General features: G+C 43.4%; 24 protein-coding genes. 15 read left to right on the top strand and 9 right to left on the bottom strand.

Features of this window, described 5'->3' with window-relative positions:
- Nucleotides 1-99: 99 nt before the first annotated feature.
- The 3 genes from AB4371_RS10010 to AB4371_RS10020 all read right to left on the bottom strand — a co-directional run bounded on the left by AB4371_RS10010 (nt 100) and on the right by AB4371_RS10020 (nt 3485).
- Nucleotides 100-1821 carry an ATP-binding protein gene (locus AB4371_RS10010; protein WP_372149571.1) on the bottom strand — a complete coding sequence of 574 codons (1722 nt, stop codon included), beginning with the start codon at nt 1819-1821 and terminating at the stop codon, nt 100-102.
- Nucleotides 1821-3005, bottom strand: a complete 1185-nt coding sequence (locus AB4371_RS10015; protein ID WP_372149573.1) for an FIST signal transduction protein — start codon at nt 3003-3005, stop codon at nt 1821-1823. The genes AB4371_RS10010 and AB4371_RS10015 overlap by 1 nt, the downstream gene beginning before the upstream one ends.
- A gap of 114 nt (nt 3006-3119) precedes the next feature.
- Nucleotides 3120-3485, bottom strand: coding sequence for a hypothetical protein (locus AB4371_RS10020; RefSeq protein WP_017059645.1), 366 nt, complete (start codon nt 3483-3485; stop codon nt 3120-3122).
- Between the two features lie 252 nt (nt 3486-3737).
- Here AB4371_RS10020 and ccoN point away from each other — a divergent pair, with 252 nt between their 5' ends.
- The 10 genes from ccoN (at nt 3738) to uspE (ending at nt 12742) form a co-directional block, all read left to right on the top strand.
- The gene (ccoN, locus tag AB4371_RS10025; protein ID WP_009846707.1) at nt 3738-5171 is read left to right on the top strand and encodes a cytochrome-c oxidase, cbb3-type subunit I; all 1434 of its coding nucleotides are present in this window, start codon (nt 3738-3740) and stop codon (nt 5169-5171) included.
- A gap of 11 nt (nt 5172-5182) precedes the next feature.
- Nucleotides 5183-5803 (top strand): cytochrome-c oxidase, cbb3-type subunit II, encoded by a 621-nt coding sequence (gene ccoO / locus AB4371_RS10030; protein ID WP_017059643.1) that lies wholly within the window; start codon nt 5183-5185, stop codon nt 5801-5803.
- Between the two features lie 9 nt (nt 5804-5812).
- Nucleotides 5813-5986 carry a CcoQ/FixQ family Cbb3-type cytochrome c oxidase assembly chaperone gene (locus AB4371_RS10035; protein WP_004733679.1) on the top strand — a complete coding sequence of 58 codons (174 nt, stop codon included), beginning with the start codon at nt 5813-5815 and terminating at the stop codon, nt 5984-5986.
- Nucleotides 5986-6960: a cytochrome-c oxidase, cbb3-type subunit III gene (ccoP, locus tag AB4371_RS10040; RefSeq protein WP_017063857.1), complete on the top strand. Its 975-nt coding sequence runs from the start codon at nt 5986-5988 to the stop codon at nt 6958-6960. Before AB4371_RS10035 ends, ccoP begins: the two co-directional genes overlap by 1 nt.
- A gap of 108 nt (nt 6961-7068) precedes the next feature.
- Nucleotides 7069-7548 carry a FixH family protein gene (locus AB4371_RS10045; protein WP_017059641.1) on the top strand — a complete coding sequence of 160 codons (480 nt, stop codon included), beginning with the start codon at nt 7069-7071 and terminating at the stop codon, nt 7546-7548.
- 5 nt (nt 7549-7553) lie between these two features.
- Nucleotides 7554-9926 carry a heavy metal translocating P-type ATPase metal-binding domain-containing protein gene (locus tag AB4371_RS10050; protein ID WP_136974290.1) on the top strand — a complete coding sequence of 791 codons (2373 nt, stop codon included), beginning with the start codon at nt 7554-7556 and terminating at the stop codon, nt 9924-9926.
- Nucleotides 9926-10162: a cbb3-type cytochrome oxidase assembly protein CcoS gene (gene ccoS, locus AB4371_RS10055; protein WP_017059639.1), complete on the top strand. Its 237-nt coding sequence runs from the start codon at nt 9926-9928 to the stop codon at nt 10160-10162. Before AB4371_RS10050 ends, ccoS begins: the two co-directional genes overlap by 1 nt.
- Nucleotides 10152-10826 (top strand): sulfite exporter TauE/SafE family protein, encoded by a 675-nt coding sequence (locus AB4371_RS10060; protein ID WP_017070548.1) that lies wholly within the window; start codon nt 10152-10154, stop codon nt 10824-10826. Before ccoS ends, AB4371_RS10060 begins: the two co-directional genes overlap by 11 nt.
- A gap of 86 nt (nt 10827-10912) precedes the next feature.
- Nucleotides 10913-11659, top strand: coding sequence for an FNR family transcription factor (locus AB4371_RS10065; protein WP_017059637.1), 747 nt, complete (start codon nt 10913-10915; stop codon nt 11657-11659).
- Nucleotides 11660-11791: 132 nt separating this feature from the next.
- A complete protein-coding gene (gene uspE, locus AB4371_RS10070; protein ID WP_017070547.1) occupies nt 11792-12742 on the top strand; it encodes a universal stress protein UspE in 951 nt (316 codons plus the stop codon).
- Between the two features lie 104 nt (nt 12743-12846).
- Here uspE and ttcA read toward each other — a convergent pair whose 3' ends face one another.
- From ttcA to AB4371_RS10090, 4 genes are all read right to left on the bottom strand, one after another.
- A complete protein-coding gene (gene ttcA, locus AB4371_RS10075) occupies nt 12847-13740 on the bottom strand; it encodes a tRNA 2-thiocytidine(32) synthetase TtcA (RefSeq protein ID WP_017059635.1) in 894 nt (297 codons plus the stop codon).
- Between the two features lie 319 nt (nt 13741-14059).
- A complete protein-coding gene (locus AB4371_RS10080; protein WP_017063862.1) occupies nt 14060-14710 on the bottom strand; it encodes a DUF2987 domain-containing protein in 651 nt (216 codons plus the stop codon).
- A 122-nt stretch (nt 14711-14832) separates the two neighbouring features.
- Nucleotides 14833-15684 (bottom strand): glucosaminidase domain-containing protein, encoded by an 852-nt coding sequence (locus AB4371_RS10085; protein ID WP_102393736.1) that lies wholly within the window; start codon nt 15682-15684, stop codon nt 14833-14835.
- Nucleotides 15677-16492, bottom strand: a complete 816-nt coding sequence (locus tag AB4371_RS10090) for a membrane protein (protein ID WP_017063864.1) — start codon at nt 16490-16492, stop codon at nt 15677-15679. The genes AB4371_RS10085 and AB4371_RS10090 overlap by 8 nt, the downstream gene beginning before the upstream one ends.
- Before the next feature lie 329 nt (nt 16493-16821).
- Between AB4371_RS10090 and potA the strand changes: the two genes are divergently transcribed.
- From potA to AB4371_RS10115, 5 genes are all read left to right on the top strand, one after another.
- Nucleotides 16822-17937, top strand: a complete 1116-nt coding sequence (gene potA, locus AB4371_RS10095; protein WP_017059631.1) for a spermidine/putrescine ABC transporter ATP-binding protein PotA — start codon at nt 16822-16824, stop codon at nt 17935-17937.
- Complete coding sequence (gene potB / locus AB4371_RS10100) at nt 17921-18778, top strand: spermidine/putrescine ABC transporter permease PotB (protein WP_017059630.1); 858 nt, start codon at nt 17921-17923, stop codon at nt 18776-18778. The genes potA and potB overlap by 17 nt, the downstream gene beginning before the upstream one ends.
- Nucleotides 18778-19548, top strand: a complete 771-nt coding sequence (gene potC / locus AB4371_RS10105; protein ID WP_017059629.1) for a spermidine/putrescine ABC transporter permease PotC — start codon at nt 18778-18780, stop codon at nt 19546-19548. Before potB ends, potC begins: the two co-directional genes overlap by 1 nt.
- Nucleotides 19549-19697: 149 nt before the next feature.
- Nucleotides 19698-20732 (top strand): extracellular solute-binding protein, encoded by a 1035-nt coding sequence (locus AB4371_RS10110; RefSeq protein WP_017059628.1) that lies wholly within the window; start codon nt 19698-19700, stop codon nt 20730-20732.
- Nucleotides 20733-20942: 210 nt separating this feature from the next.
- Nucleotides 20943-21980 carry an extracellular solute-binding protein gene (locus AB4371_RS10115; RefSeq protein WP_017059627.1) on the top strand — a complete coding sequence of 346 codons (1038 nt, stop codon included), beginning with the start codon at nt 20943-20945 and terminating at the stop codon, nt 21978-21980.
- Nucleotides 21981-22065: 85 nt separating this feature from the next.
- On the opposite strand, the gene cobB is transcribed toward AB4371_RS10115, so the two are convergent.
- Together cobB and AB4371_RS10125 are read right to left on the bottom strand one after the other, a co-directional pair.
- Nucleotides 22066-22800, bottom strand: a complete 735-nt coding sequence (cobB, locus tag AB4371_RS10120) for a Sir2 family NAD+-dependent deacetylase (RefSeq protein WP_017059626.1) — start codon at nt 22798-22800, stop codon at nt 22066-22068.
- Between the two features lie 256 nt (nt 22801-23056).
- Entirely contained in the window at nt 23057-24277 is a 1221-nt protein-coding gene (locus AB4371_RS10125) for an ammonium transporter (protein WP_372149575.1), read from the bottom strand.
- Nucleotides 24278-24648: the final 371 nt, after the last annotated feature.

The raw sequence follows: 24648 nt of genomic DNA on the forward strand, positions 1-24648 counted from the left end.
TGTTTATCTACCAAATCGATGTTCTATTTAACAGTAAGGCTATTTACCATAAAATACCTAATAAACATATTTCCTAATCTTCGATTAAGAATACGTTTATTAGACTTCAAGCATTAATCGATCAATTGCTTCTGTGATCTCTTTAGTTCTTACTGGCTTGGTCACGAAATCATTCATGCCGACATCTAAGCACGAACATTTGTCTTCTACTGATGTGTGTGCTGTTAGCGCAACGATTGGTGTTTTGATGTTCGCGTCTCTCATGTATTTGGTTGTGGTTAATCCATCCATGACCGGCATCGACACATCCATTAAGATAATGTCTATTGATTCGTTGCCTCTTTCAATAAAGCCAATCGCTTCTTCACCATTACTTGCGATGAAAACCTCGTGGCCTTGTCTTGTAAGGATTAACTTTATCACCATTTGATTCGTTGGATTGTCTTCGACAACTAACACTGAATAACGGCTTCTTAACTCTCGTGAAGATTCGTCTTCTTTGTTAGCCAGATTATTCGTAACTCTAGTAAGCACTGGCAACTGTACTTCGAATTTGGAGCCTTTTCCAGGCTCACTCTTTACCGATATGCGCCCGCGCATCAGTTCAACCAGTCTTTTAGTGATGGCCAAGCCTAAACCTGTGCCACCAAATCTACGTGTGATTGTGCTATCAGCTTGCACAAATGGACTGAACAGCGACGAAAGTTGTTGCGAGCTAATGCCAATCCCTGTGTCTTCCACCGTTATATAGAAAGAGCTCTGCTGGTACTTTATAGAAACATGGACATGCCCATGCTCAGTAAACTTAATCGCGTTACCAATCAAGTTAAATAGGATCTGTGCCAAGCGGCTCGGGTCGATGTAATGCAGTTCACCCTCAGGAATATCGCTGGTTATTGTTAGCGGCAAACCTTTATCGTCTGCTGTCTTCTTTTGTTCAGATAATACAAAAGTTACAGTGTCTCTTACGTTGCTCCATTGAGGAGCCAACGAGAAACACCCAGATTCAATCTTAGAAAAATCCAATACGTCACTGATAATTGCCAGCAATAGCTCAGATGATGTGCTCATATTAAGCAGTATAGACTGTTGTTCTTCGTTCAATGATGTGGATTTTAGGGTGTCTATTAGGCCAATTATGGCATTTAGCGGTGTTCTTAATTCATGACTCATCATCGCGAGGAATTCAGACTTGGCCTTGTTGGCTCTTTCTGCGTCTTTTCTTGCTGTGACAAGCTCTGCGGTACGTTCTCGAACGGTTGCTTCAAGCTTTTCTTTGTTCTCAATATCGAAAACAGCACGCTCTATCAACGGTCGAAAACGGTTTAGTGTGGCCTTAGTTTCAATACTAAAGTGCTTGGTATTCGAGTGGATAAAGATGATGACGGATTGTGTTAGTCCGCTATCGATACCAGTAATTAGAACAGAGTTGATTTGATCGAGGATAATGGGATGTAAGGAATTGAATTCACCCAGAGACTTGGGTTCAAAAAGGATGGCGCATTCTCCATTGATCACTCGAGATAACTTGCCACAATCACTCCAATTCATCTGTTCGAAGACTTTGTTATTGCTTAGCAGGGTTTTGAAACTGCCTTCGTTCCCTACCCTTGATACCACGATAAAGTCATCAAACTTAATGTATTTTTTGAGCACGAACTCGAGACTGGAGAATATCTCAGATATGTTACTTGCCTTACTGATCGCAGAGATGGTTGATAAGATCACCCTGTTCTCCTCAGCCAGCTTTCGCTCACGGGCTTTTAGTTTTTGCAGTTCAATACGTGCTTCTTGCAGCGCTTCTTGACCTTCAGAACCCATTACTTTTTCAACCTATAAAACGTTGCAGACGATACCATTAAATTCCCGTGTGCATTCTCGCCACCAGAGAGCCTGCCTTGTTCACCAAACGTAAATGGACATATGTATGGGAGCCCATTAAGTGCTTGATTTATTTGGTCACAAACCTCATCCATATCTTGTTTAAGGTTCAACATTGGGCCTGCACAAAAGATATTGATCGCCCCTAGTTTCTCTTCAAGATCCATGTCGTTGTAGTATGAGGAGTGAATGATATTCGCGGCGCGGCTAATCAACTGCTGCTTAGACCCTTGCATCAGGTAGATGGTGTCGCCTTCACTGATGTCTGTGAACAGCTCAATCCCATTACACTCCGTCTCTCTGATCGAATGAGACAATTTGAAATATGGGTAATCGTAAGAAGAGCCGACTTTCCTGCCTAATGGGTAGACTGACGACTTTTCGAATATGTAGCCATCATCACTGCCATCTAAGTGGAAATTAGTCCATTCGTTGTAAACGGTGACGGCTGGCCTGTGGTCTATCTCCAACAAAATTCGGTTTCTTACTTTGGTCACGGTGCCTGAATACCGCGTAGGCGTATGACCCGCGCTGAAAGAGGAATAGATGGACTGAGACGCAAACACTACCGTTAAAGACACACCATTTATAGACAGCGACTCTTCGGTGAAGATACTCCAATTTCCGGAAACCTGGTTGTCTGCAGCACTGCCACCAATAATTGGCACTTCAGTACCAAATTTCTTATCGATAGCCGCCATCACCTTTTCTTCGTTACCCGGTGTGGAATGCAGCAAGATAAGATCAGGAATTTCACCTTCTCGGTTGGCGTTCTTGAGTGCTTTGTCTATCGCGCTGAAGGTACTGCGGTCTATGGAGTCGCTGAAATGTTCGATTCCCGTACCATAGGCGTTGATCCCCGAGTCATGAATAATGAGGACGCCAATGACTGGACCAGAATGAAAACCAGTTTCGGTCATAATGCCGTGACAAGTAGTACAGCCATGTATGGGAGTGTTCGGGAGAGCATCTACGAAATATCTCTGCACAGCGAATGTCGAATACTCTTCTGTGCAGTAGCAAATAAGACAAGCAATATCGTCAGGGTTTTCCACCCCGCTGAGCAACTCATCTACTGCGATTTTATCGTCTAGGGAGTAAGAGACTTTTGATAGAAATTTCATAGATTCTGGGTAACTTTATTAATGCTCTCTTTATAACACTTTAATGCATTGTGTTTCACTGATTTGGTACATGTTTCTATCAAAAGAACCGAGGTGTGCCCCAGTTTCTCTCTGTTACTCCTTAGAAAGGTTTACAGAAAACGTGCTCACCTGTTGTGGAAATGTAACCGTTATTGAGGAGGTCTTATCACTAGTTTGTAACAGCCAATTTGATGGTCCTTTTTCTTCCAGAATTCCGCTTTCATTATAGCTAATGATAAATTTGCCAGTTTTAGATGTTTCGATCGAATACCCTAGGTTATTGCTTGAAACTGAAACATTATGATTATCAATACCAAATTTACAAGGTTTTGAAACTATACAGTTTACTGTTTCGTTATTATCGTATGTTACTGTTCTCCAAGTAAATGCAGCTATTAAAATAACCAACATGACGATAATTTGAACAAGCCTGCCTTTTGTTAGCTTTTGTGCCGCCATTATAATCTTTACTCCTTGTTACAAAGTTCAAAGTTTTTAAATAAAAATCCAATTCCAGACCAAGCGTAAGGTTACTACTCTGTCATTGATTTGTTAATTCAAGTATAGTGTCGCGTTGAAAATGCCACTTTTTTTTAAAATCAGCAAGTGGAAATAAAGCCCTGAATAGGCTGAATTTCCTTTTCTAATTTGGGTGGCATTACGACGTGAGTCGTGTTGGAAGTAAAGTGTAGTAAATAAGAAATTGGAAGCATGCAAATGAGCCAAGAAAAGCAGCTTGAACAAAACTACAACTATACGGTCGTCCGTCAATTTACCCTAGTTACAATTTTGTGGGGTATTGTCGGTATGGGCGTTGGTGTTTTGATTGCCGCTCAATTAGTTTGGCCACAGCTAAACTTTGATACGCCGTGGTTGACGTACAGTCGTTTACGTCCCCTGCATACTAATGCGGTTATTTTTGCGTTCGGTACAAGTGCGCTGTTTGCAACATCATATTATGTTGTACAACGTACCTGTCAGACGCGTCTCTTTGGTGGCCCTCTCGTAGCCTTTACCTTTTGGGGTTGGCAAGCGATTATCCTGTCCGCTGCAATTACTTTACCGTTAGGTTTAACCTCTGGTAAAGAATACGCAGAACTTGAATGGCCAATCGATATTGCTATTACTCTTGTGTGGGTAGCTTATGCGGTCGTGTTCTTCGGAACCATGATTAAACGTAAGACATCGCACATTTACGTAGCAAACTGGTTCTTCGGAGCCTTCATTATCACGGTTGCCGTGTTGCACATCGTTAACAGCCTAGCTGTTCCTGTCTCTGCGTTTAAATCGTACTCGATTTATTCCGGAGCGATCGATGCAATGGTGCAATGGTGGTACGGACACAATGCGGTAGGCTTCCTATTGACAGCTGGTTTCCTAGGCATGATGTACTACTTCGTTCCTAAACAAGCTGGTCGCCCTGTTTACTCTTACCGTTTGTCGATTGTTCACTTCTGGGCTCTCGTGTCTCTGTATATCTGGGCTGGTCCTCACCACCTACACTACACTGCACTTCCTGACTGGACTCAATCTCTAGGTATGGTTATGTCTTTGGTTCTGTTTGCTCCATCTTGGGGTGGCATGATCAACGGTATTATGACTCTATCTGGTGCGTGGCATAAGCTTCGCTACGACCCAATCCTACGTTTCCTAATCGTTTCTCTATCATTCTACGGCATGTCGACTTTCGAAGGCCCAATGATGGCAATCAAAACGGTTAACGCACTATCTCACTACACGGACTGGACTATCGGTCACGTTCACTCTGGTGCGTTAGGTTGGGTTGCAATGGTTTCTATCGGTTCGGTTTACCACTTAGTTCCTAAACTATTTGGTCAAGAGCGTATGTACTCTGTATCCCTAATCAATGTTCACTTCTGGTTAGCAACGATTGGTACGGTTTTCTACATTGTAGCAATGTGGATCTCTGGCGTGATGCAAGGTCTGATGTGGCGTGCAGTTAACTCTGACGGTACATTAACTTACAGCTTCGTTGAATCTGTAGAAGCGTCTTACCCGTTCTACTTTGTACGTTTCTTAGGTGGTTTCATCTTCCTATCTGGTATGTTCTTAATGGCATACAACACGTACAAAACTGTTTCTGCACCTAAAGATAGCCTTAAAGCTATCCCTCAACCGGCTTAAGGAGATTTAGAATGAGCTCAAATTCAAATAATCGCCATGAGTTGGTAGAGAAGAATGTTGGCCTACTAGCGATTCTTATCGTTATTGCTATCAGTTTTGGTGCTTTAGTAGAAATTACCCCACTTATTTTCCAAAAGCAGACTACTGAACCTGTAGAAAATCTACGTGTTTACTCTGCTCTGGAAATGGAAGGTCGTGATATCTACATTCGCGAAGGTTGTAACGTATGTCACAGCCAAATGATTCGTCCTTTCCGCTCTGAAACTGAACGTTACGGTCACTACTCTGTAGCTGGCGAAAGCGTTTGGGAACACCCATTCCTATGGGGTTCTAAGCGTACTGGTCCTGATTTAGCGCGTGTTGGTGATCGTTACTCTGATGAGTGGCACCGCGTTCACCTTATCGACCCTCGCGAACTTGTTCCTGAATCAAACATGCCTGGTTTCCCATGGCTTGCTGAGAATGTACTTGATGGCAAATTGACTAAACAGAAGCTTGAAATCTTCCGTAATCAATTTGGTGTTCCTTACACAGACGAACAAATTGCTAACGCTAAACAAGATGTTGAAGGAAAAACAGAGATGGATGCAATCATCGCTTACCTTCAATCGCTTGGCCACGCAATGAAATAAGGAATAATTATGGACATTATTACATTTCAAAGTGTTTGGACTGTTACTGTTTTTGCTTGTTTCATCGGCATCGTTTGGTGGGCTTTCGGTAAAAATCGTAAGTCGCGCTTCGACGAAGATGCAAACCTAGTGTTCGCTGATGAAGCACCTGCGAAAGATAAAAATCAAGGAGTGACGAAGTAATGAGTACATTCTGGAGTATTTGGGTAACAGTAATCACAATCGGTACATTGATTGGCTGTGCAGCCTTACTTCGTTGGTGTTCCAACGATAAAACAGGTGTAGAAGAAGGTCAGGATATGGGCCATGAATACGATGGTATTCGTGAGCTTAATAACCCGCTACCTAAATGGTGGACATACCTTTTCGTTAGCACAATTGTGTTTGCAGCTGTTTATCTAGCTCTATACCCAGGCCTTGGCAACTTTAAAGGTCTACTAGGTTGGACGAGTTCAAACCAAACAGTTCGTAGCGTAGAAGAGTCTCGCTCTGCAATCGCTGCTGCGCAAGCAAACAAACAGTTAGACGCATACGCGAAAGAGCTTGATGATGCAGACACCTACTTTGGTGAAGCATTTAGAAAGCTAGCTCACGACGAAAATGGTCTACGTTCCGTCCCTGACATTGCATCAGATGCTGATGCAATCAAAGTGGGCCAACGTTTGTTCCTACAAAACTGTTCTCAGTGTCACGGCTCTGATGCACGTGGTCAGAAAGGTTTCCCGAACCTAACTGATGACGCATGGTTATATGGTGGTGAACCACAAGCTATCGTTACTACCATCATGCATGGTCGTGTCGGTCAAATGCCAGGTTGGAAAGACGCTCTTGGCGAAGAAGGCGTAAAAGAAGTAGTTAGCTACACGCTTAGCCTTTCTGGTCGTAGCGTAAACGCACGTGAAGCAGAGGCTGGTAAAGCTCGCTTTGTAGTGTGTGCAGCGTGTCACGGTACTGATGGTAAGGGTAACCCTGCTGTTGGCGCCCCTGACCTGACTGACCGCGACTGGCTATTCGGCGATTCTCGCGCTGATGTGACGGAAACAGTCATGTACGGACGTTCTGGTGTAATGCCGGCTTGGAAGGACATCCTCGGTGAGGATAAGGTTCAGCTCGTCTCTGCCTACGTCTGGAGCCTCAGCAACTCAGATAAAGAGTAACATAATAATAACAGCCCCTTCTTAAGGGGCTGTCTTTCTTTTACAGTTATAACCTTAAGTGTTTGTAAAAATTAGTTTTATTTCATTGTATATATTGAGAATAATAATATGGAACAACCTTGGTATAAGCAGTTTTGGCCGTGGTTTTTGATCTTCCTAACCGTTGGCGTTTCTATGCTAACATTGGTTCGAGTCGCGATACTTACCAACCATTCAGTTAACGTTGTCACTGAAGATTACTATAAAAAAGGTAAAGGTATTAATGTCGACATTTCGAAAGTAAATGTTGCTAAAGAGCTTGGCTTATCAGCTTCAGTTAGCGAGAAAGGTAACTCAGTTATCATTACTCTCGACAAAGGCAAGCTAGACCACTTCCCTGCTATTAGCGCAATGTTCGTACACCGAACGCTGCCTGACCGTGATTTTACTCAGCTACTGACCGCTGATGCGAGAGGCAACTACACGTTGACTCTGGATCATGAAATGCAAGGTCCATGGTTTATCGAGCTTTCTCCGCATGATTCTGAATGGTTAGTGCAAGGTCGCATGAACTTCCCTATTGATACTCCTACTCAACTAACGAACTAAATCTTATGTGTGAATCCTGTTATCACTGCGGTGAAGATGTACCAGCGGAAACGGATTTTAAAGTAGAAATCTTAGGATCGGTGCGACCTATGTGTTGTCCGGGTTGCGAAACCGTAGCCCAGACAATCGTTGATAGCGGTCTGGTCTCTTACTACCAATATCGTACCGCTCCAGCTGAAAAAGCGGATCTCGTGCCAGAGCAACTTCTGGCACTCAGTCATTACGACAACGAAGATGTTCAATTGGAGTTCGTCCGTAACTCTGAAAACACCTCTGAAGTGACATTGTCACTAGAAGGTGTCTCTTGTGCTGCTTGTGCTTGGCTTATTGAAAAGCAAGTCTCTTCAAAGTTAGGGGTTGTTAGTATTCGTGTTAATACCACGACTAACCGCGCCCTGCTCAGTTGGGACAACACTCAGACGAAACTGAGCGAGCTGTTGTCTGCAATCCATACCTTAGGCTACAAAGCCGCACCTTTTGAGGCTGATCAACAAGAAGCCGCCTATCATCGATCGATGAAGAATTATCTCTATCGTCTTGGTATTGCTGGTTTAGCAACCATGCAGGTCATGATGCTGGCTGTGGCGTTGTATCTTGAAGTCTTCGGTAACCTTGAGCCCGAATTCAAAAGCTACTTCCGTTGGGTGAGCTTAATCTTTGCAACACCGGTTCTGCTCTACTCTGCATTGCCTTTCTATATCAACGCGTGGCGTAGCCTCAAAGGTCGAACATTGGGTATGGATGTACCTGTGTCGATCGCTCTTTTGTTTGCCTACGTTGCAAGTTTGGTCGCAACGGTGACAGAGAAAGGTGAAGTATTCTTCGAATCTATCTCGATGTTTACCTTCTTCCTACTGCTTGGTCGTTTCCTTGAAATGCGCGCTCGTCGTAAAGCCGCCGCTGCTAGTGGTAACCTGCTTAAGCTCGTTCCTGCTATGGCAACAACGTTAGATGGCGAACAAGTTCCAGTCAAAACCTTAAAAGTTGGCGACCAAATTCGCGTTCTACCGGGTGAGCACATTCCTGCCGATGGCAAAGTATTGTCTGGCAGAGTTCATATCGATGAATCGATGCTGACTGGCGAATCTATCCATGTGGTCAAAAACGAAGGCGATACTGTCTACGCTGGTACATTGAATGGTGATGAGTCGTTTGAACTGGAAGTGATGACATCAAAAGCGGATTCGGTGATTTCCAATATCGTTCGCCTGCAAGATGAAGCACAACTGTCTAAACCCCGCATTGCAGAAATTGCTGATGTTGTGGCTCGATACTTTGTTGCGGTGATCTTAATCATCTCATTCGGTACTTGGTTTTACTGGCACCAAACACGACCAGAAGACGCTTTCTGGATCATGCTTTCGGTATTGGTCGCAACGTGCCCTTGTGCTCTGTCACTTGCAACACCGACGGCGATTACTTGCTCAACGTCTCGCATGGGTAACTTCGGTATTTTGCTGCGCAAAGGCCACGTATTCGAAACCTTGTGCAAAGTGAATCACTTGATCATCGATAAAACAGGTACATTGACTGAGGGTGATATTCGTATCAGCCAAGTTGAAACCTTCGCTGAACTTGATAAAGACACTTGTCTCAAAGTAGCGGCGAGCCTGGAACAACACGCTAACCACCCTATCGCTAAAGCGTTCAAGACTCATCTTTCTGATGAGATCGAAGTAGAGTCAGTTAATAACGTGATTGGTTCAGGTATCACTGGTGAGTGGAATGGCCAAGAAGTTGCGATTGGTAGTAGTGAATTCATTCTAGGTGAAGCTCAACCATCGGAAAGCAACGGCATTTACTTGTCGATGGCGGGTCGTCATATCGCTACATTTACTTATGAAGATCCAATCCGTAAAGAAAGCATCGAGTTTATTAAGCAGTTTAAAGAAGCGGGCATCAAAACAACTCTGCTTACTGGCGATTCTTTGATTAACGCGAAGCCTGTTGCTGAAGAGATTGGTATTACTGATATTGTTGCTAACGCGAAACCTGAAGATAAACTTGCTTACCTGAACTCTCGAGATGCAAGTGACATTACCATGATGGTTGGCGATGGCATTAACGATGCCCCTATTCTTGCAGGTGCCCACCTTTCTGTCGCTATGGGCGGCGGTACAGACGTGGCGAAAGCTTCTGCGGATATGGTGTTACTGGGTGATAAGCTCGATAGATTACTTAAGTCGCGTACTTTGGCGTTAAAAACACGTAAGATAATTCGTGAAAACCTAGCTTGGTCATTAGGATATAACTTACTTATCCTTCCATTGGCTGTCGCGGGTTTGGTTGCTCCATACATTGCCGTTGTGGGCATGTCTGCCAGCTCTATTATTGTTGTGTCTAACTCGTTAAGGCTTTTAAAAGAGCAAGGTAAATAATGGAAAGTTTATACATCCTGATCCCCATTGCGATTGTACTGGTGTGCATCGCTGTTGGTATTTTTCTATGGGCGGTGAAGAGCGAACAGTTTGAAGACCTAGAACGTCAAGGTCACAATATACTGTTTGATGAAGACGAAAAGGCTCACAACCATTCTGATAGTAAACCTGTCAAGAATGAGAAAGCTAACAGCGAAAGCCAAACTAACGTAGACAAAAAGAACGATGACGCCTGATTGGATCGGAGCCTTTGTTGTTGGATTGATCGGCGCAGGCCATTGCATGGGAATGTGTGGTGGTATTGCGTCGCTTCTTTCGATTGGCAACAGTAAACCTTCCCCTGTTATTCCCCTACTTTATAACCTAGGGCGCTTGCTAAGTTATGCCGTGATTGGCGGTGTGATTGGCGGTGCAATCTCTTCGATAGGTCAGCTAAGCGATTTTAACGCTCTGCTAGGTTGGCTGCGATTATTTGCTGCTGGCTTCATGATCGTCTTAGGGTTGTATATCGGTAAATGGTGGTTCGGCTTGTTGTTCTTTGAAAAAGTCGGACAGAAGCTATGGCGTTATATCTCTCCTTTAGGTAAATCATTTCTACCCTTGAAGCACCCTAGCCACGCTTTGCCGTTTGGCTTTATTTGGGGTTGGCTACCATGTGGCTTAGTTTACTCAATGCTTACGTGGGCGGCCGTATCAGGAAGTTGGTACAACGGTGCAGGTATTATGCTTGCTTTCGGTTTAGGGACGCTCCCAGCGATGCTGACGGTTGGTATGGGTGCTAATTTCCTCAAGAAACTGCAACAAGCTGACTTATTTCGCCAACTAGGCGCAATTTTAATCCTCATTTACGGTTTCTATACCGGTTATATGGCACTACAGCTCATTATTTATACCGTATAGCCATTCTTTAAATCCGGTTTTTTTACTACCCAACTGGATAAAGGAATGCTAAAATATTGACGTATATCAAATAGTGAAAGATTGTTATGATTTCTGAAAAGCCTGTGACGAAACGTGTTCAGTCTGGTGGCTGTGCGATCCATTGCCAGGATTGTAGTATTAGCCAGCTCTGTATTCCGTTTACTTTGAATGAATCTGAACTCGATCAACTTGATCAGATCATTGAGAGAAAAAAGCCTATTCAAAAAGGCCAAGAGTTATTTAAAGCCGGTGACGAGCTTAAATCTCTATATGCTATTCGCTCTGGAACGATCAAGAGCTACACGATTACCGAGCAAGGTGATGAGCAGATTACTGCATTCCACCTAGCGGGCGATCTTGTTGGCTTCGATGCGATTACTGGTGACCAACACCCTAGTTTTGCACAAGCGCTAGAAACTTCTATGGTATGTGAAATCCCATATGAGATTCTTGATGACCTATCAGGAAAAATGCCTAAATTGCGTCAGCAAATTATGCGCCTGATGAGTAACGAGATTAAAGGTGACCAAGAAATGATTCTGCTTCTTTCTAAGAAGAACGCGGAAGAGCGTCTTGCTGCATTCCTTTACAACCTTTCGACTCGCTTCTCTCAACGTGGCTTCAGCCCGCGTGAGTTCCGCCTAACGATGACTCGTGGCGATATTGGTAACTACCTTGGTTTGACTGTTGAAACAATCAGCCGTCTTCTAGGTCGCTTCCAAAAAGCAGACATCTTGAGCGTTAAAGGCAAATATATCACTATCGAAGATCACGATGCGTTGATGGAACTTGCTGGCGTTTCAAAAGAATAGTCTAGATATCAATGATGTAGTTCAATAATGAGCTACATCATGTTTCTCTCTTAAAACCTCTTATATTTCTCTTAATCTCTCCATAACTACGCTACATTATTTATATGTTCGGTCTGAAAAGTAGGCTTAGTTATGAGTATCTATAACAAAATTTTAGTTGTCGCAGACATTAATCACGATGAGCAACCTGCTCTAGTTCGTGCTATCCAACTTGCTAAGAAAAGCACCTCAACAAGCCACATCACTTTCTTTTTGTCGATATACGACTTCTCGTATGAAATGACATCTATGCTCTCTATCGATGAAAGAGACGCAATGCGCAAAGGCGTAATTCATCAACGCGAAATTTGGATGAATAAAGTCGCAGAACCTTACCTAGATGATTCTATTGAATTTAACGTACAAGTGGTTTGGCACAACCGCCCGTACGAAGCGATCATAGCCGAGGTTTACAGTGGCGAACACGACATCTTAATCAAAGGCACGCGTAAGCATGATACTTTGGAATCTGTCATCTTCACTCCAACCGATTGGCATCTATTGAGAAAGTGCCCTAGCCCAGTGCTATTGGTTAAAAACGATTTCTGGCCAGATCACGCGAAGATTTTTGCTTCCGTTCATGTAGGTTCTGAAACAGAAGCTCATTTAGAGCTTAACGATACGATGGTCGACAGATTGCTAGAGATCACCGGTCGTTTGGATGCGGAACCGTTCTTGGTGAATGCCTACCCTGTGACACCTGCGAATATTACCATTGAACTGCCAGAGTTTGATCCAACGTCTTATACCGATGCGGTTCGTGGCCATCACTTAACGGCAATGAAAGCATTGCGCCAGAAGCACGGTATGTGTGAAGAACAAACTGTGGTTGAACAAGGCTTGCCAGAAGATGTTATTCCTCGCGTCGCTTCTGAAAATAACGCTGCGATGGTGATTCTGGGTACAACGGGTCGTACTGGCTTGTCTGCCGTGTTTATTGGTAATACCGCGGAACATGTTATCGATAAGATTAACTGTGATGTGTTGGCTCTTAAACCGTCTGGTTACGTCAGCCCACTAGACCCTAACCTTTCGAAAGGTTAGGTCAGGGAAAAGTTTAACTTATAAAAAAACGCCTCAAGCATTGCTTGAGGCGTTTTTGTTTGTCTGTTGTAGGCGCATCTATTGCTCTACAACGATTATTCTTATTATACGTTCGTTACGTCGATGAACATTGACTCATCGATGTTAGAAGATGAAATTTCAGCTTCTTCGAATTCGTACGCTTTGCGGTCTTCACTACGGTCTAGTGGAAGGTTCACGAAGTCAAACAGCTCGCGGTCAGCCAGTTGGCTTGGACTTACGTTCTGGATTGACTTGAAGATCTTCTCAACACGACCTGGCGTTTTCTTATCCCAATCAATTAGCATCGCTTTAATGTTCTGACGCTGTAGATTCTCTTGAGAGCCACATAGGTTACAAGGAATGATTGGGAACTCTTTATGTTCTGCGTATTTGATTAGGTCCGTTTCACGACAGTAAGTCAGTGGACGAATAACAACGTTACGACCATCATCTGAACGAAGCTTTGGTGGCATAGCCTTTAAGCGCGCACCGTGGAACATGTTTAGGAACATGGTCTCAACGATGTCGTCTAGGTGGTGACCCAGAGCGATCTTAGTTGCACCAATCTTCTCTGCGAATGAGTACAAAGTACCACGACGAAGACGAGAACATAGGCCACACGTTGTTTTACCTTCTGGCACTTTCTCTTTAACCACTGAATACGTGTCTTTATCTACGATGTAGTAAGGAATGTTCAGCGTTTCAAAGTACTCAGGAAGAATGTGTTCAGGGAACCCAGGTTGTTTTTGATCTAGGTTTACTGCCACAACATCAAATTTGATCGGTGCTGCTTCACGTAAACGTAGCAAAATATCTAGCATCGCAAATGAATCTTTACCGCCACTAATACATGCCATTACTACGTCATTCTCTTCGATCATGTTGTAGTCGATGATGGCATTTCCAACATTTCTTCTCAGACGTTTCTGAAGTTTGTTGAATTCAAGTGTTTCTTTTCTATTATCGTTTTGGTTCATTGCGACTCTCACACCGTCGTATTACCGACTGTAGATTGCTAGTGGGACTGTTTTAGGGCGTGGATTATACGGATTTTTATTTAATGTTGAAATAGTAACGGCAGGATAAACAAGCTGAGTAATAGAAAGATTCTGCTTTTATTGTTCGATAAGCGCCTAAACGGCAGAGAAACGCGGCTTCACAAGCTCTCGGTTGGTATCATAGATAAAGAAAAGCAGCCTGATCTTATTCGATGAGGCTGCTTTAAGATATGTCGCAAAAACTTAGGGGGATGATTTCGCTAAGCTTTTACTTCACTAACAATGATTCTGTTAAAAGTTATTGCGCGGGAATGTACGGCAATACGCGAACTGTTGGTTCTGGCAACGTGATGCTGTCACTTCCATTCAGTTCTTCTAAGGTGAATTTCGCACGTCCTTCTTTGATTGGTAGTTGCTTGCCATTTGAAAGCTCGATGTTGCCTTCCAGCTTATTAGCGAACTCTAGCGTTAACCCTTGGATATCTGGCGTGAACCAACCAGAGAACATACCGCTGACGTCTTCAAGCATCGCCTGCATCTGTGGCAATAGGTTTTCTATCTGTGCAACTTCTACTGTGCCAGCTAAAGGCTCTTGAGTCATCACCACAAAAGAATACGCACATTCCTGTTCTTGAGTTTGTACAAAGATAAGAGGGTTTGCTGAGCGTAGGTTTTGATCTACCGGTAGAAGAAGTTCATTGGCCGGAGAGACTTTTAGCTCTTCGTAGTGCTCTTCTTTTTCCATCCAAGCTTTGCTGATGTGACAGGTTTGCTGAGCTTGTTGATCAACAAAGAAGACCGCAACTTTGACATCATCATGCCCTTCTTTGGTGTTGTTTTTCAGCTGAGTATAAAGCTTAGAATACGTGAACATGTATTCTTGCGCTGAAGCAGGAAGAGAAACCCCAAGGCTTAATGAGGCTAATAAAGCGAGTGCTGTCTTTTTCATTATTATAATCTTGTCGAAGTTGAGCGTTTATAAATAGAAAGAGCAGCCAATGAGCTGCTCTTTTTGTGATATTACTGGTATAAGCCGACTATCGAAGGCAACCAAGTTGGTATCAAAATGAGTTACTTTTTCCAGTATACCTCGTTGTGACGGATCATAGCTTGTAAATCAGTCACATAGTCGGAACCTCGCTCAGAATATTTTAACAAGCCATTGGTGAGCTCTGTCGCCGTTGCGGTTGTTAAAAGATCATCACCTTGCGCATCAAGTTTTGCACGAATCACTCTTAGATCGGCGTAAGCACGATTACGATTAAGGTTCATGAAATACCGATGAACGGATTCTTGGCTTGAAGAGAATGTTGCGACTTCATGCGAGCTACCTTCGTTACGTTGTAGCGGAACAAGGCCACAACCTTTGGTGTAACACCAGTGTCCAAAATAGTTATTTGCTTTAGTGGCGAAACGAGATGTACCCCAAGCTGATTCATTGGCCGCCTGAGTTAACACAAGCGCTTCAGGTAGCACGTTTACACGATTCAACATTTCTTTCAGCCAAGCGTCATCTAAGCCCGATGAAGGTACAGGCAGGCTATACAGCTTCCCTAGTCTCTTTGCGTATGACGCGTCTTCAGAGTCAACATTGTTCAACCCCGTCTCTGAAAGCTTGGTTAGAAACGCACGTTCTTTGGTGATTCGCTTGTTTTCGATGTTGATACTTGGGCGAAGATAAGAAAAGAAGGTGTCTTTCTTTTTATTTACATCTTCAATCGCTGCGAAATCTGGCTTATCAGAAGAGACGGTCAAGTCACCAAAGTTTTGCTCTGAGTCTGAAGCCTTTTGCCCCGCTCGCCTGCGCTCTTCTTCTTGTTGGTAAAGCATTGGGCCAACTAACGAGATCGAGCCAACTAAGGCTAATGCTGTCACTTTTAGCGCAAGTGATTTACTTGCGCTTAATTTAGAGTTGTTATGCATCGAATACCTGTGGGTCTTTATTGTTGCTACCGTTGTGGTCGTCGTCGCTCTTTGGTCTGTCTGACGCGATCAGTTTGAGTTTAATGCCAAACATCTCGCGGTAAAGAATCCCTTTCACGTGGAAGAAGAAAGGTAAAACGAAGATAAGGCCAATGCCGTACATCATTGCCGCGACGATGAACATCAGCATTACTAATAGGTAGATAGAAGCAACGGTGAAGATTTTTTTGTTGACAGCACGCAGAGAAAGCAGCAGCGATTGCATTGGCGGCACTTTCTTATCACAAATCAGCAGAATCGAATGGCTGAACGCCAGTGAGAAGTAGATAGACAAGAACGGCAGAATCATACCTGCGATGCCTTGAAGCATTAGGCTAAACAAAGTCACTAGAATAACCGGAACCGTAAACTGCAAACCTTTACCGATGTGGCGTACTTTGGTTTGTAGGCCAGCGGCGTGGCTCATTGCCATTAAACAGATACCGGCATAGATAGGCGCGCTGATCACTTCATAGCTAAAGTTCGCAATAAAAATCGATTCAACGATTTGTGGCGTGAACGACTCTGGGTCGATAACCGCATCCAAGATAACCGCAGGATCACCAAGCTGTAGTTTTAGTGCGATATAAAAGATAGCGAGCTGCACAAACATCAAAGCAATAATCGCTGGGGAAAACGAAAGAAAGTGACTTATCGTATGTTTCCAAGCTTCTTGGAATACAGCCGTTGCTTTGAGCTCATAATCGCCAGAAAGTGCACGGTTGATACTACCGCCCAAATTAAAATCTTTTTCGATGTCGTTGTTCATATTGATACCTAGGTGTGCCGATTAAGCGAAGCCACCTAACTTATTGATAAAAAATTACCTTCATTATACTCATATGTCGGATACAAACTAAAATATGAATCTGTAACAAGGCTTGCTTTTGCGTCTTAATGGTTAATAATTAGACACTTGTTAGGGTGTAGACCCAGTAAATAACAGTATGGTAAAGGATGTTTACTTTTACCTGCGAAATTTTTTATCTTCGAAAGGTAAAAAATGCTTTGAATTCACGTTTTTGGTGATTATGATGCGCGCCTTAAAGGTGTATAGCAACAGGTCTCAAATAGAACCAAGGTGGAGAAAAACAGACGTTGAACGCTAAAAAATCAGTAGGAAAGCCAGTAGTACAGCTAACTGGCATCAGTAAAAGTTTCGATGGTAAGGAAGTCATCGGCAATCTGGATTTAAACGTAAATCATGGTGAGTTTCTCACGATTTTAGGCCCATCAGGTTGTGGTAAAACAACCGTGCTAAGAATGATTGCGGGTTTTGAAACGGCAGATAGTGGTCAAATACTATTAGCTGAACAAAACGTAACCCAAGTTCCTGCTGAACAAAGGCATGTAAACACTGTATTCCAAAGCTATGCCCTATTCCCGCATATGACCGTTTTCGACAATGTGGCATTTGGCTTACGCATGCAGAAAGTTCCAAACAGCGAGATTGAACCTCGTGTAATGGATGCTTTGAAAATGGTGCGCCTAGAACAAATGGCACAACGAAAGCCACACCAGCTATCTGGTGGTCAACAGCAACGTATCGCAATCGCTCGTGCTGTCGTTAATAAGCCTAAAGTTCTTTTGTTGGATGAATCTCTATCTGCTCTGGATTACAAACTACGTAAACAGATGCAAATCGAGCTGAAACAATTACAACGCCAACTTGGTATCACGTTCATTTTTGTAACGCATGACCAAGAAGAGGCGCTGTCTATGTCTGACCGTATTATTGTTATGCGTGATGGCGTGATTGAACAAGACGGAACACCAAGAGAGATCTACGAAGAGCCTAAGAACCTATTTGTAGCGCGTTTCATTGGTGAAATTAACGTATTCGAAGCGACAGCGAAATCTCGTCAAGATGAAAAACGCATTGTTGCGACAATCGAAGGTGAAGAGTCCATTATCTATCACGATAAAGACGTAACACCGGGTCAAAAACTGCAAGTATTGCTTCGACCTGAAGATCTTCGAATCGAAGAAATTAAAGAGTCAGAGCAACGCGGTATTGTTGGCCACATTGTCGAGCGAACCTATAAAGGCATGACATTAGATTCAGTCGTAGAACTTGAATCTGGTATGCGTGTCATGGTTAGCGAATTCTTCAACGAAGATGACCCTGATGTTGATCACTCACTGGGCCAAAAAGTTGCAGTAACTTGGGTTGAGAGCTGGGAAGTGGTATTAGAAGATGAGCAAGAAGTTTAATTTACAAAACGCAATTGTTGCTTTAATCACAGGTTGGTTAGTGTTGTTCGTGATGATTCCAAACATCATGATCATTGGTACTAGCTTCTTAACTCGTGATGAAGCGAACTTGATCGAGATGACCTTCACTCTCGATAACTACGTGCGTTTGGCTGACCCGCTGTATTTTAAAGTGTTGATGCACTCTTTCTATATGGCAATTGTCGCAACCCTACTTTGTTTGATTATTGGTTACCCATTCGCTTACATCGTGGCAAAAATGCCGGCGAAGTGGCGTCCAATCATGTTGTTCCTAGTGATAGTACCATTCTGGACGAACTCTTTGATTCGTACATACGGATTAAAAATTGTACTGGGTACGCAAGGTGTCTTGAACAAAAGCTTGTTAGCGTTAGATATCATTGATAAACCGCTACGTATCATGTACTCAGAAACCGCAGTAATGATCGGTTTAGTGTACATCCTACTTCCGTTTATGATTCTGCCGCTGTATTCAGCGATTGAAAAACTGGACGATACGTATTTAGAAGCGGCTAAAGATTTAGGTGCGAACAAACTGCAAACGCTATTGAAAGTAGTACTACCACTAACAATGCCGGGCATTATTGGCGGCTGTTTGTTAGTGCTACTGCCAGCGTTAGGTATGTTCTACATCTCTGACCTATTAGGCGGAGCTAAGAACCTATTGATTGGTAACGTGATTAAGAGCCAAGTGCTCAACGCTCGAGACTGGCCGTTTGGCGCAGCGACGAGTATCGCACTGACCATGGCAATGGCTGTGATGCTGTATGCCTACTACCGAGCAGGTAAGCTATTGAACAAGAAAGTGGAGCTAGACTAATGGGGCGCACAGTTAAGTTCAGCTTTATGGCGCTGGTATACGCCTTTCTATACCTACCTATTATCGTATTGATCGCTAACTCGTTTAATGCCAATAAGTTTGGTATGAAATGGGGTGGCTTCACCACTAAATGGTATGACGCGCTTATTAACAACGACAGCCTAATGCAGGCTGCGTGGCACTCGATCAACGTAGCGGTGTTCTCAGCAACAGCCGCAACGATTGTCGGGAGCCTTACAGCAGTAGCCCTATTCCGTTACCAATTTAAAGGTAAAGGCATCGTAAATGGCATGCTGTTCATCGTAATGATGTCTCCAGATATCGTAATGGCGATTTCGCTTCTTGCGCTATTCTTGGTAATGGGTGTTCAACTTGGGTTCTTTACCCTACTTGCTGCTCACATTACCTTCTGTCTACCGTTTGTTGTAGTAACGGTATACAGTCGCTTGAATGGCTTTGATGTGAAGATGCTAGAAGCAGCAAAAGACTTAGGTGCAAGTGAATGGACGATTCTAAAACAGATCATTCTGCCTCTTGCTAAGCCAGCGGTTGCTGCGGGTTGGTTATTGAGCTTCACTCTGTCTTTGGACGATGTAATCATTAGCTCTTTCGTAACCGGCCCAACGTATGAAATCTTACCACTGAAGATTTACTCAATGGTTAAAGTGGGTATCTCTCCTGAGGTAAACGCCCTAGCAACAGTGATGTTAGTGGTGTCGTTAATACTGGTGATCATTTCTCAGTCATTAGCGAGAGAAAAAATCAAGTAAGTCTCCTACTCTATATAGAGACTGGCTTGATTAAGAAGTTAAGAGACTTCAAGTTCAAAAAAAGTGTTAATCATAAACAGAATGGTAAATTGCCATTCTGTTTTTCTATCTACTGCCTTCGGGCAACGTTTAGTTTGGAGCTAACGTCAATGAAAAAATGGGCTACTCTATTAGCTGGTAGTGCATGTGCGCTTTCAATGTTATCTGCACCATCATTTGCAAAAGATAACAAAGAATTGGTATTCATGAATTGGGGACCTTACATCAACAGTGAGATTCTAGAACAGTTCACTGATGAAACTGGTATCAAGGTGATCTACTCGACTTACGAGTCGAACGAAACCCTGTACGCAAAGCTAAAAACACACAACAAAGGCTATGACCTAGTTGTGCCGTCGACTTACTTCGTATCTAAGATGCGTGACGAAGGTATGCTACAAAAGATCGACAAAACTAAGCTGAACAACTTCAAGAATCTAGATACTAACTATCTAGATAAGCCGTACGACCCAAGCAACGACTACTCTATTCCACACGTAGTTGCGATCACAGGTCTTGCTGTTAACACTGACATGTACGATCCAGAAGATTTCCAAAGCTGGGCTGATCTATGGAAGCCAGAGCTTGAAGGTCAACTGATGATGATGGACGACACTCGTGAAGTGTTCCACATCGCACTGCGTAAGTTAGGTTACTCTGGTAACACAACCAACGAAAAAGAGATCGACGAAGCGTACGCTGAGCTACAAAAGCTTATGCCAAACGTTCTAGTATTTAACTCAGACAACCCAGGCGCGCCTTACATGTCTGGTGAAGTGGGTCTTGGTATGCTGTGGAACGGTTCTGCTGCTGCAGCGCAAAACGAAGGTCTACCAATCAAACTGGTTTTCCCTAAAGAAGGCGGTATCGGTTGGGTTGATAACTTTGCGATTAGCTCTGGTGCGGTAAACGTAGAAGCAGCTCATAAGATGATTGATTTCCTACTTCGCCCTGAAATTGCTGAGCAAATTTCTCGTGACACAGGCTACCTAACGGCCGTTAAAGCGTCTAACGAGAAGTTCAAAGATAGCCCTGCGCTATTCCCATCGCAAGAAGACCTTGATCGTGTTGAATGGCAAGCTGCGGTTGGCGATAAGACAGTGAAGTACGAAGATTACTTCATGAAACTTAAAGCAGGTCAGTAATTTAGCTTATTATCTAACTGTGGCTAAGTAACCAGTTTACTTAACAGGTCAACGTAGATAATCAATAAGTTAAAAATAAGAATATCAATGAATAGGCAGCTTAGGCTGCCTATTTTATTATATCGCTGCTATAATATAGCGCGATTTTTCGAAATCCTTTACCTTGGGTTCACTACCCAGCTCCAAATCAAACAAATGAACGGAACAGTAATGAAAAAAACACTGTATACCGGCGCATTGTGTGCTGCTACTTTACTTTCTACACCCTCTTTCGCAGCTGACCAAGAACTGTATTTTTACAACTGGTCTGAATATATTCCAAATGAAGTACTAGAAGACTTCACAGAAGAGACGGGCATTAAAGTCTACTACTCAACTTATGAGTCTAACGAAAGCATGTACGCTAAGTTAAAAACTCAAGGTACGGGTTACGACTTAGTGGTTCCTTCTACTTACTTCGTTTCTAAGATGCGTAAAGAAGGCATGCTTCAAGAGCTTGATAAAACCAAGCTAAGCCACTTTGCAGATTTGGATCCAAATTACTTAGATAAGCCATTTGACCCAAATAACAACTACTCAATCCCATACATCTGGGGTGCGACGGGTATTGGTATCAACTCAGACATGCTAGACAAGTCTTCAGTTAAAAACTGGGGCGATCTGTGGGATACGCAGTGGGAAGGTCAACTGATGATGATGGATGACTCTCGTGAGGTTTTCCATATCGCTCTATCTAAACTGGGCTACTCTCCAAACACGACTAACCCTGAAGAAATCAAAGAAGCCTACGAAGAACTTCGTAAGCTAATGCCAAACGTGTTGGTATTTAACTCAGATTTCCCTGCGAACCCTTACCTAGCAGGTGAAGTGTCTCTTGGTATGCTTTGGAATGGCTCTGCTTACATGGCACGCCAAGAAGGCGCAACGATCGACATTATCTGGCCAGAGAAAGGCGCTATCTTCTGGATGGACAGCCTAGCAATTCCAGCAGGTGCTAAGAACACAGAAGCGGCTCATAAGATGATCGACTTCCTTCTTCGCCCTGAGAACGCTGCGAAAATTGCTCTAGAGATTGGTTACCCGACACCAGTTAAAACCGCTTACCCTCTTCTTCCTAAAGAATTTGCTGAAGACAAGAACGTTTTCCCACCACAATCAGTGATGGATAACGGCGTTTGGCAAGATGAAGTTGGTGAAGCGAGTGTCATTTATGACGAGTACTTCCAAAAACTTAAAGTAAACAACTAGATTGTTACTGACAGGTTAATAAAGCGGCGTAAGCCGCTTTATTTTTTCAGATTCAGAAACTGATGTGTGTTACTAAAGACAAGGCTTAGGCCGTTAAAGAACCTTTCTCTGTACATAATAACTCGCCAACCAGTTTAGGCACCTCGATACTCGCCTTGCCGTAGCGCTTCTCTTCAAATTCACTTTCAACCGCACTTGGTTCGAGGTTTATCTCGATAGTATGTGCACCATGCATTTTCGCATCATGCACAAAACCGGCAGCTGGATAAACTACGCCCGATGTACCGATTGAAATAAACAGATCCGCTTCTTCCAGTGCTGAATAGATGTCACCCATTCGTAATGGCATTTCGCCAAACCAAACAATATGTGGACGCATTTGTGCAGGGATTTGGCAGCAATGACAAAGTTCACCCGTTTCAATATCGCCTTTGTGCTCTACAACTTGATTGGATTCACTGCAACGCGCTTTTAAAAGTTCACCATGCATGTGAATAATGTTGTTGCTACCGCCTCTCTCGTGCAAATTGTCGATGTTTTGAGTAATGATGGTAACTTTGCCATCAAGCTTGTCTTCGAGCTCACCTAGCGCCTTATGGGCGGAGTTTGGTTGAATGCTCTCACCTTGTAAGCCATGACGACGCTTGTTATAGAATGCTTGAACCAAGTCGGGATCTTTAGCAAAACCTTCTGGAGTCGCGACATCTTCGATTTTATGGTTTTCCCATAGCCCGTCTTGTGCTCGGAATGTTTGTATCCCCGACTCTGCAGAGATGCCAGCGCCAGTAAGAATTACGATATTTCGATATGGGAAATGCATATAACGTCCTTTTAGATATGTCACTTTGTAACAGCTTAGCACTGTTCAAATTCCAACAATAGTTTTGGGGATTAGACCATAGTCTTAGGCAACTGAATTCATTGGCTATTTGTGACATAACTCGCTTGATAGTTGTGGTTGTTGTTACTCAAATTCTCTGTTTTGCTATCCATAGAAACAAAAAAGCGACCGAAGCCGCTTAGTTCTGTTCAACAGTTGTCTACTTGATGTGCTTTACCCCACCAAGTGAACAACGTTAGTCTTCGTTGATAGAAGAGATCTTATGGATAGAAAGATCCGCACCGTTGAATTCATCTTCTTCACTTAAGCGTAGGCCTGTTAGTTTGCTCAACACACCGTATACGATTAACGCGCCGACGAAAGCAACAGCAACACCTGCGACTGTACCAATCAACTGAGAAGCAAAGCTCACGCCACCTAGTCCCCAGAGTGCTTGCTGGCCGAAGATGCCAGCTGCAATGCCACCCCAAGCGCCACACACGCCGTGCAATGGCCATACACCCAGCACATCATCAATCTGTGTTTTGTTCTGCATGTAAGTAAACAGGTAAACGAACAATGCGCCCGCGACACCACCTGTAACGAGAGCGCCAAGTGGGTGCATTAAGTCTGAACCTGCACATATCGCTACGAGACCAGCCAAAGGACCATTGTGGATGAAGCCTGGGTCATTTTTACCTGCGACTAAAGCCGCTAGAATGCCGCCGACCATCGCCATAAGTGAGTTCATGGCTACTAGGCCACTGATGCCATTGATCGCTTGAGCTGACATCACGTTGAAGCCAAACCAACCCACACATAAGATCCAAGAACCTAGAGCTAAGAATGGGATGTTAGATGGTGCGAAGTTAGTGTGTTTACCTGCACGAATACGACCTTTACGCATACCTAAGAAGTAAACCGCGACCAAAGCAATCCAACCGCCAACGCCGTGAACTACTACAGAGCCTGCGAAGTCATGGAATCCATAACCGAATTGCGCTTCAAGCCAATCTTGGAAACCAAAATTACCATTCCAGATGATCCCTTCAAAGAATGGGTAAATAAAGCCTACGGTGAACAGTGTTGCGATGAGTATTGGATAGAAACGTGCACGCTCAGCGATACCACCAGAAACGATCGCTGGAATCGCCGCAGCAAACGTCATCAAGAAGAAAAACTTCACCAGCTCGTAACCATTACCTTGCGATAAGGTTTCTGCATCTGCAAAGAAATGCGCACCGTAAGCCACCCAGTAACCAATAAAGAAATAGGCAATGGCAGAAACGCCGAAATCCGAGAGGATCTTAACCAGCGCGTTCACTTGGTTTTTCTTTCTTACTGTACCGACTTCCAAAAATGCAAAGCCTGCGTGCATTAAGAAAACCATGATGGCGCCTAATAATAGAAATAGAGTGTCTGAACTCTGCGTCAAGCTCTCTACTGCGCTATGAACTTGGGTAACCGTTTGACTCATTAAAGCTCTCTCCCTTAGCTTTGTCTCAATTGCACTAGAACCGTGCGAATTGATGTCGTAATTAATTAAAGACTCAACAGTAAACGCAAGATGCGTTCCAACACGCTCACGTAATTTTCGTGCAACAATTTTTCCTTTAAGCTTTTGATTTTAAAGGGTTAAAATTACCACTGCACTTTTTTGGATATTTGGGATGGAGGGATGCTTAAAATTAATTGCACCAATTAAGGGAGTTGCACCATATTGGCGCGGTCAATATCAGGCTTAGTTCTGTTTTAGATCTACCCCAAATATTTTGAAGAATTCACTAAAAACCTTCTTCTAAGTTGACTAGACACTTGTTCTAGGTGGATAAAAAAAGGTTCATCGCG

Origin of the sequence: Vibrio sp. 10N.261.51.A3 (genome assembly GCF_041471965.1) — a bacterium.
GTDB lineage: Bacteria > Pseudomonadota > Gammaproteobacteria > Enterobacterales > Vibrionaceae > Vibrio > Vibrio crassostreae_C.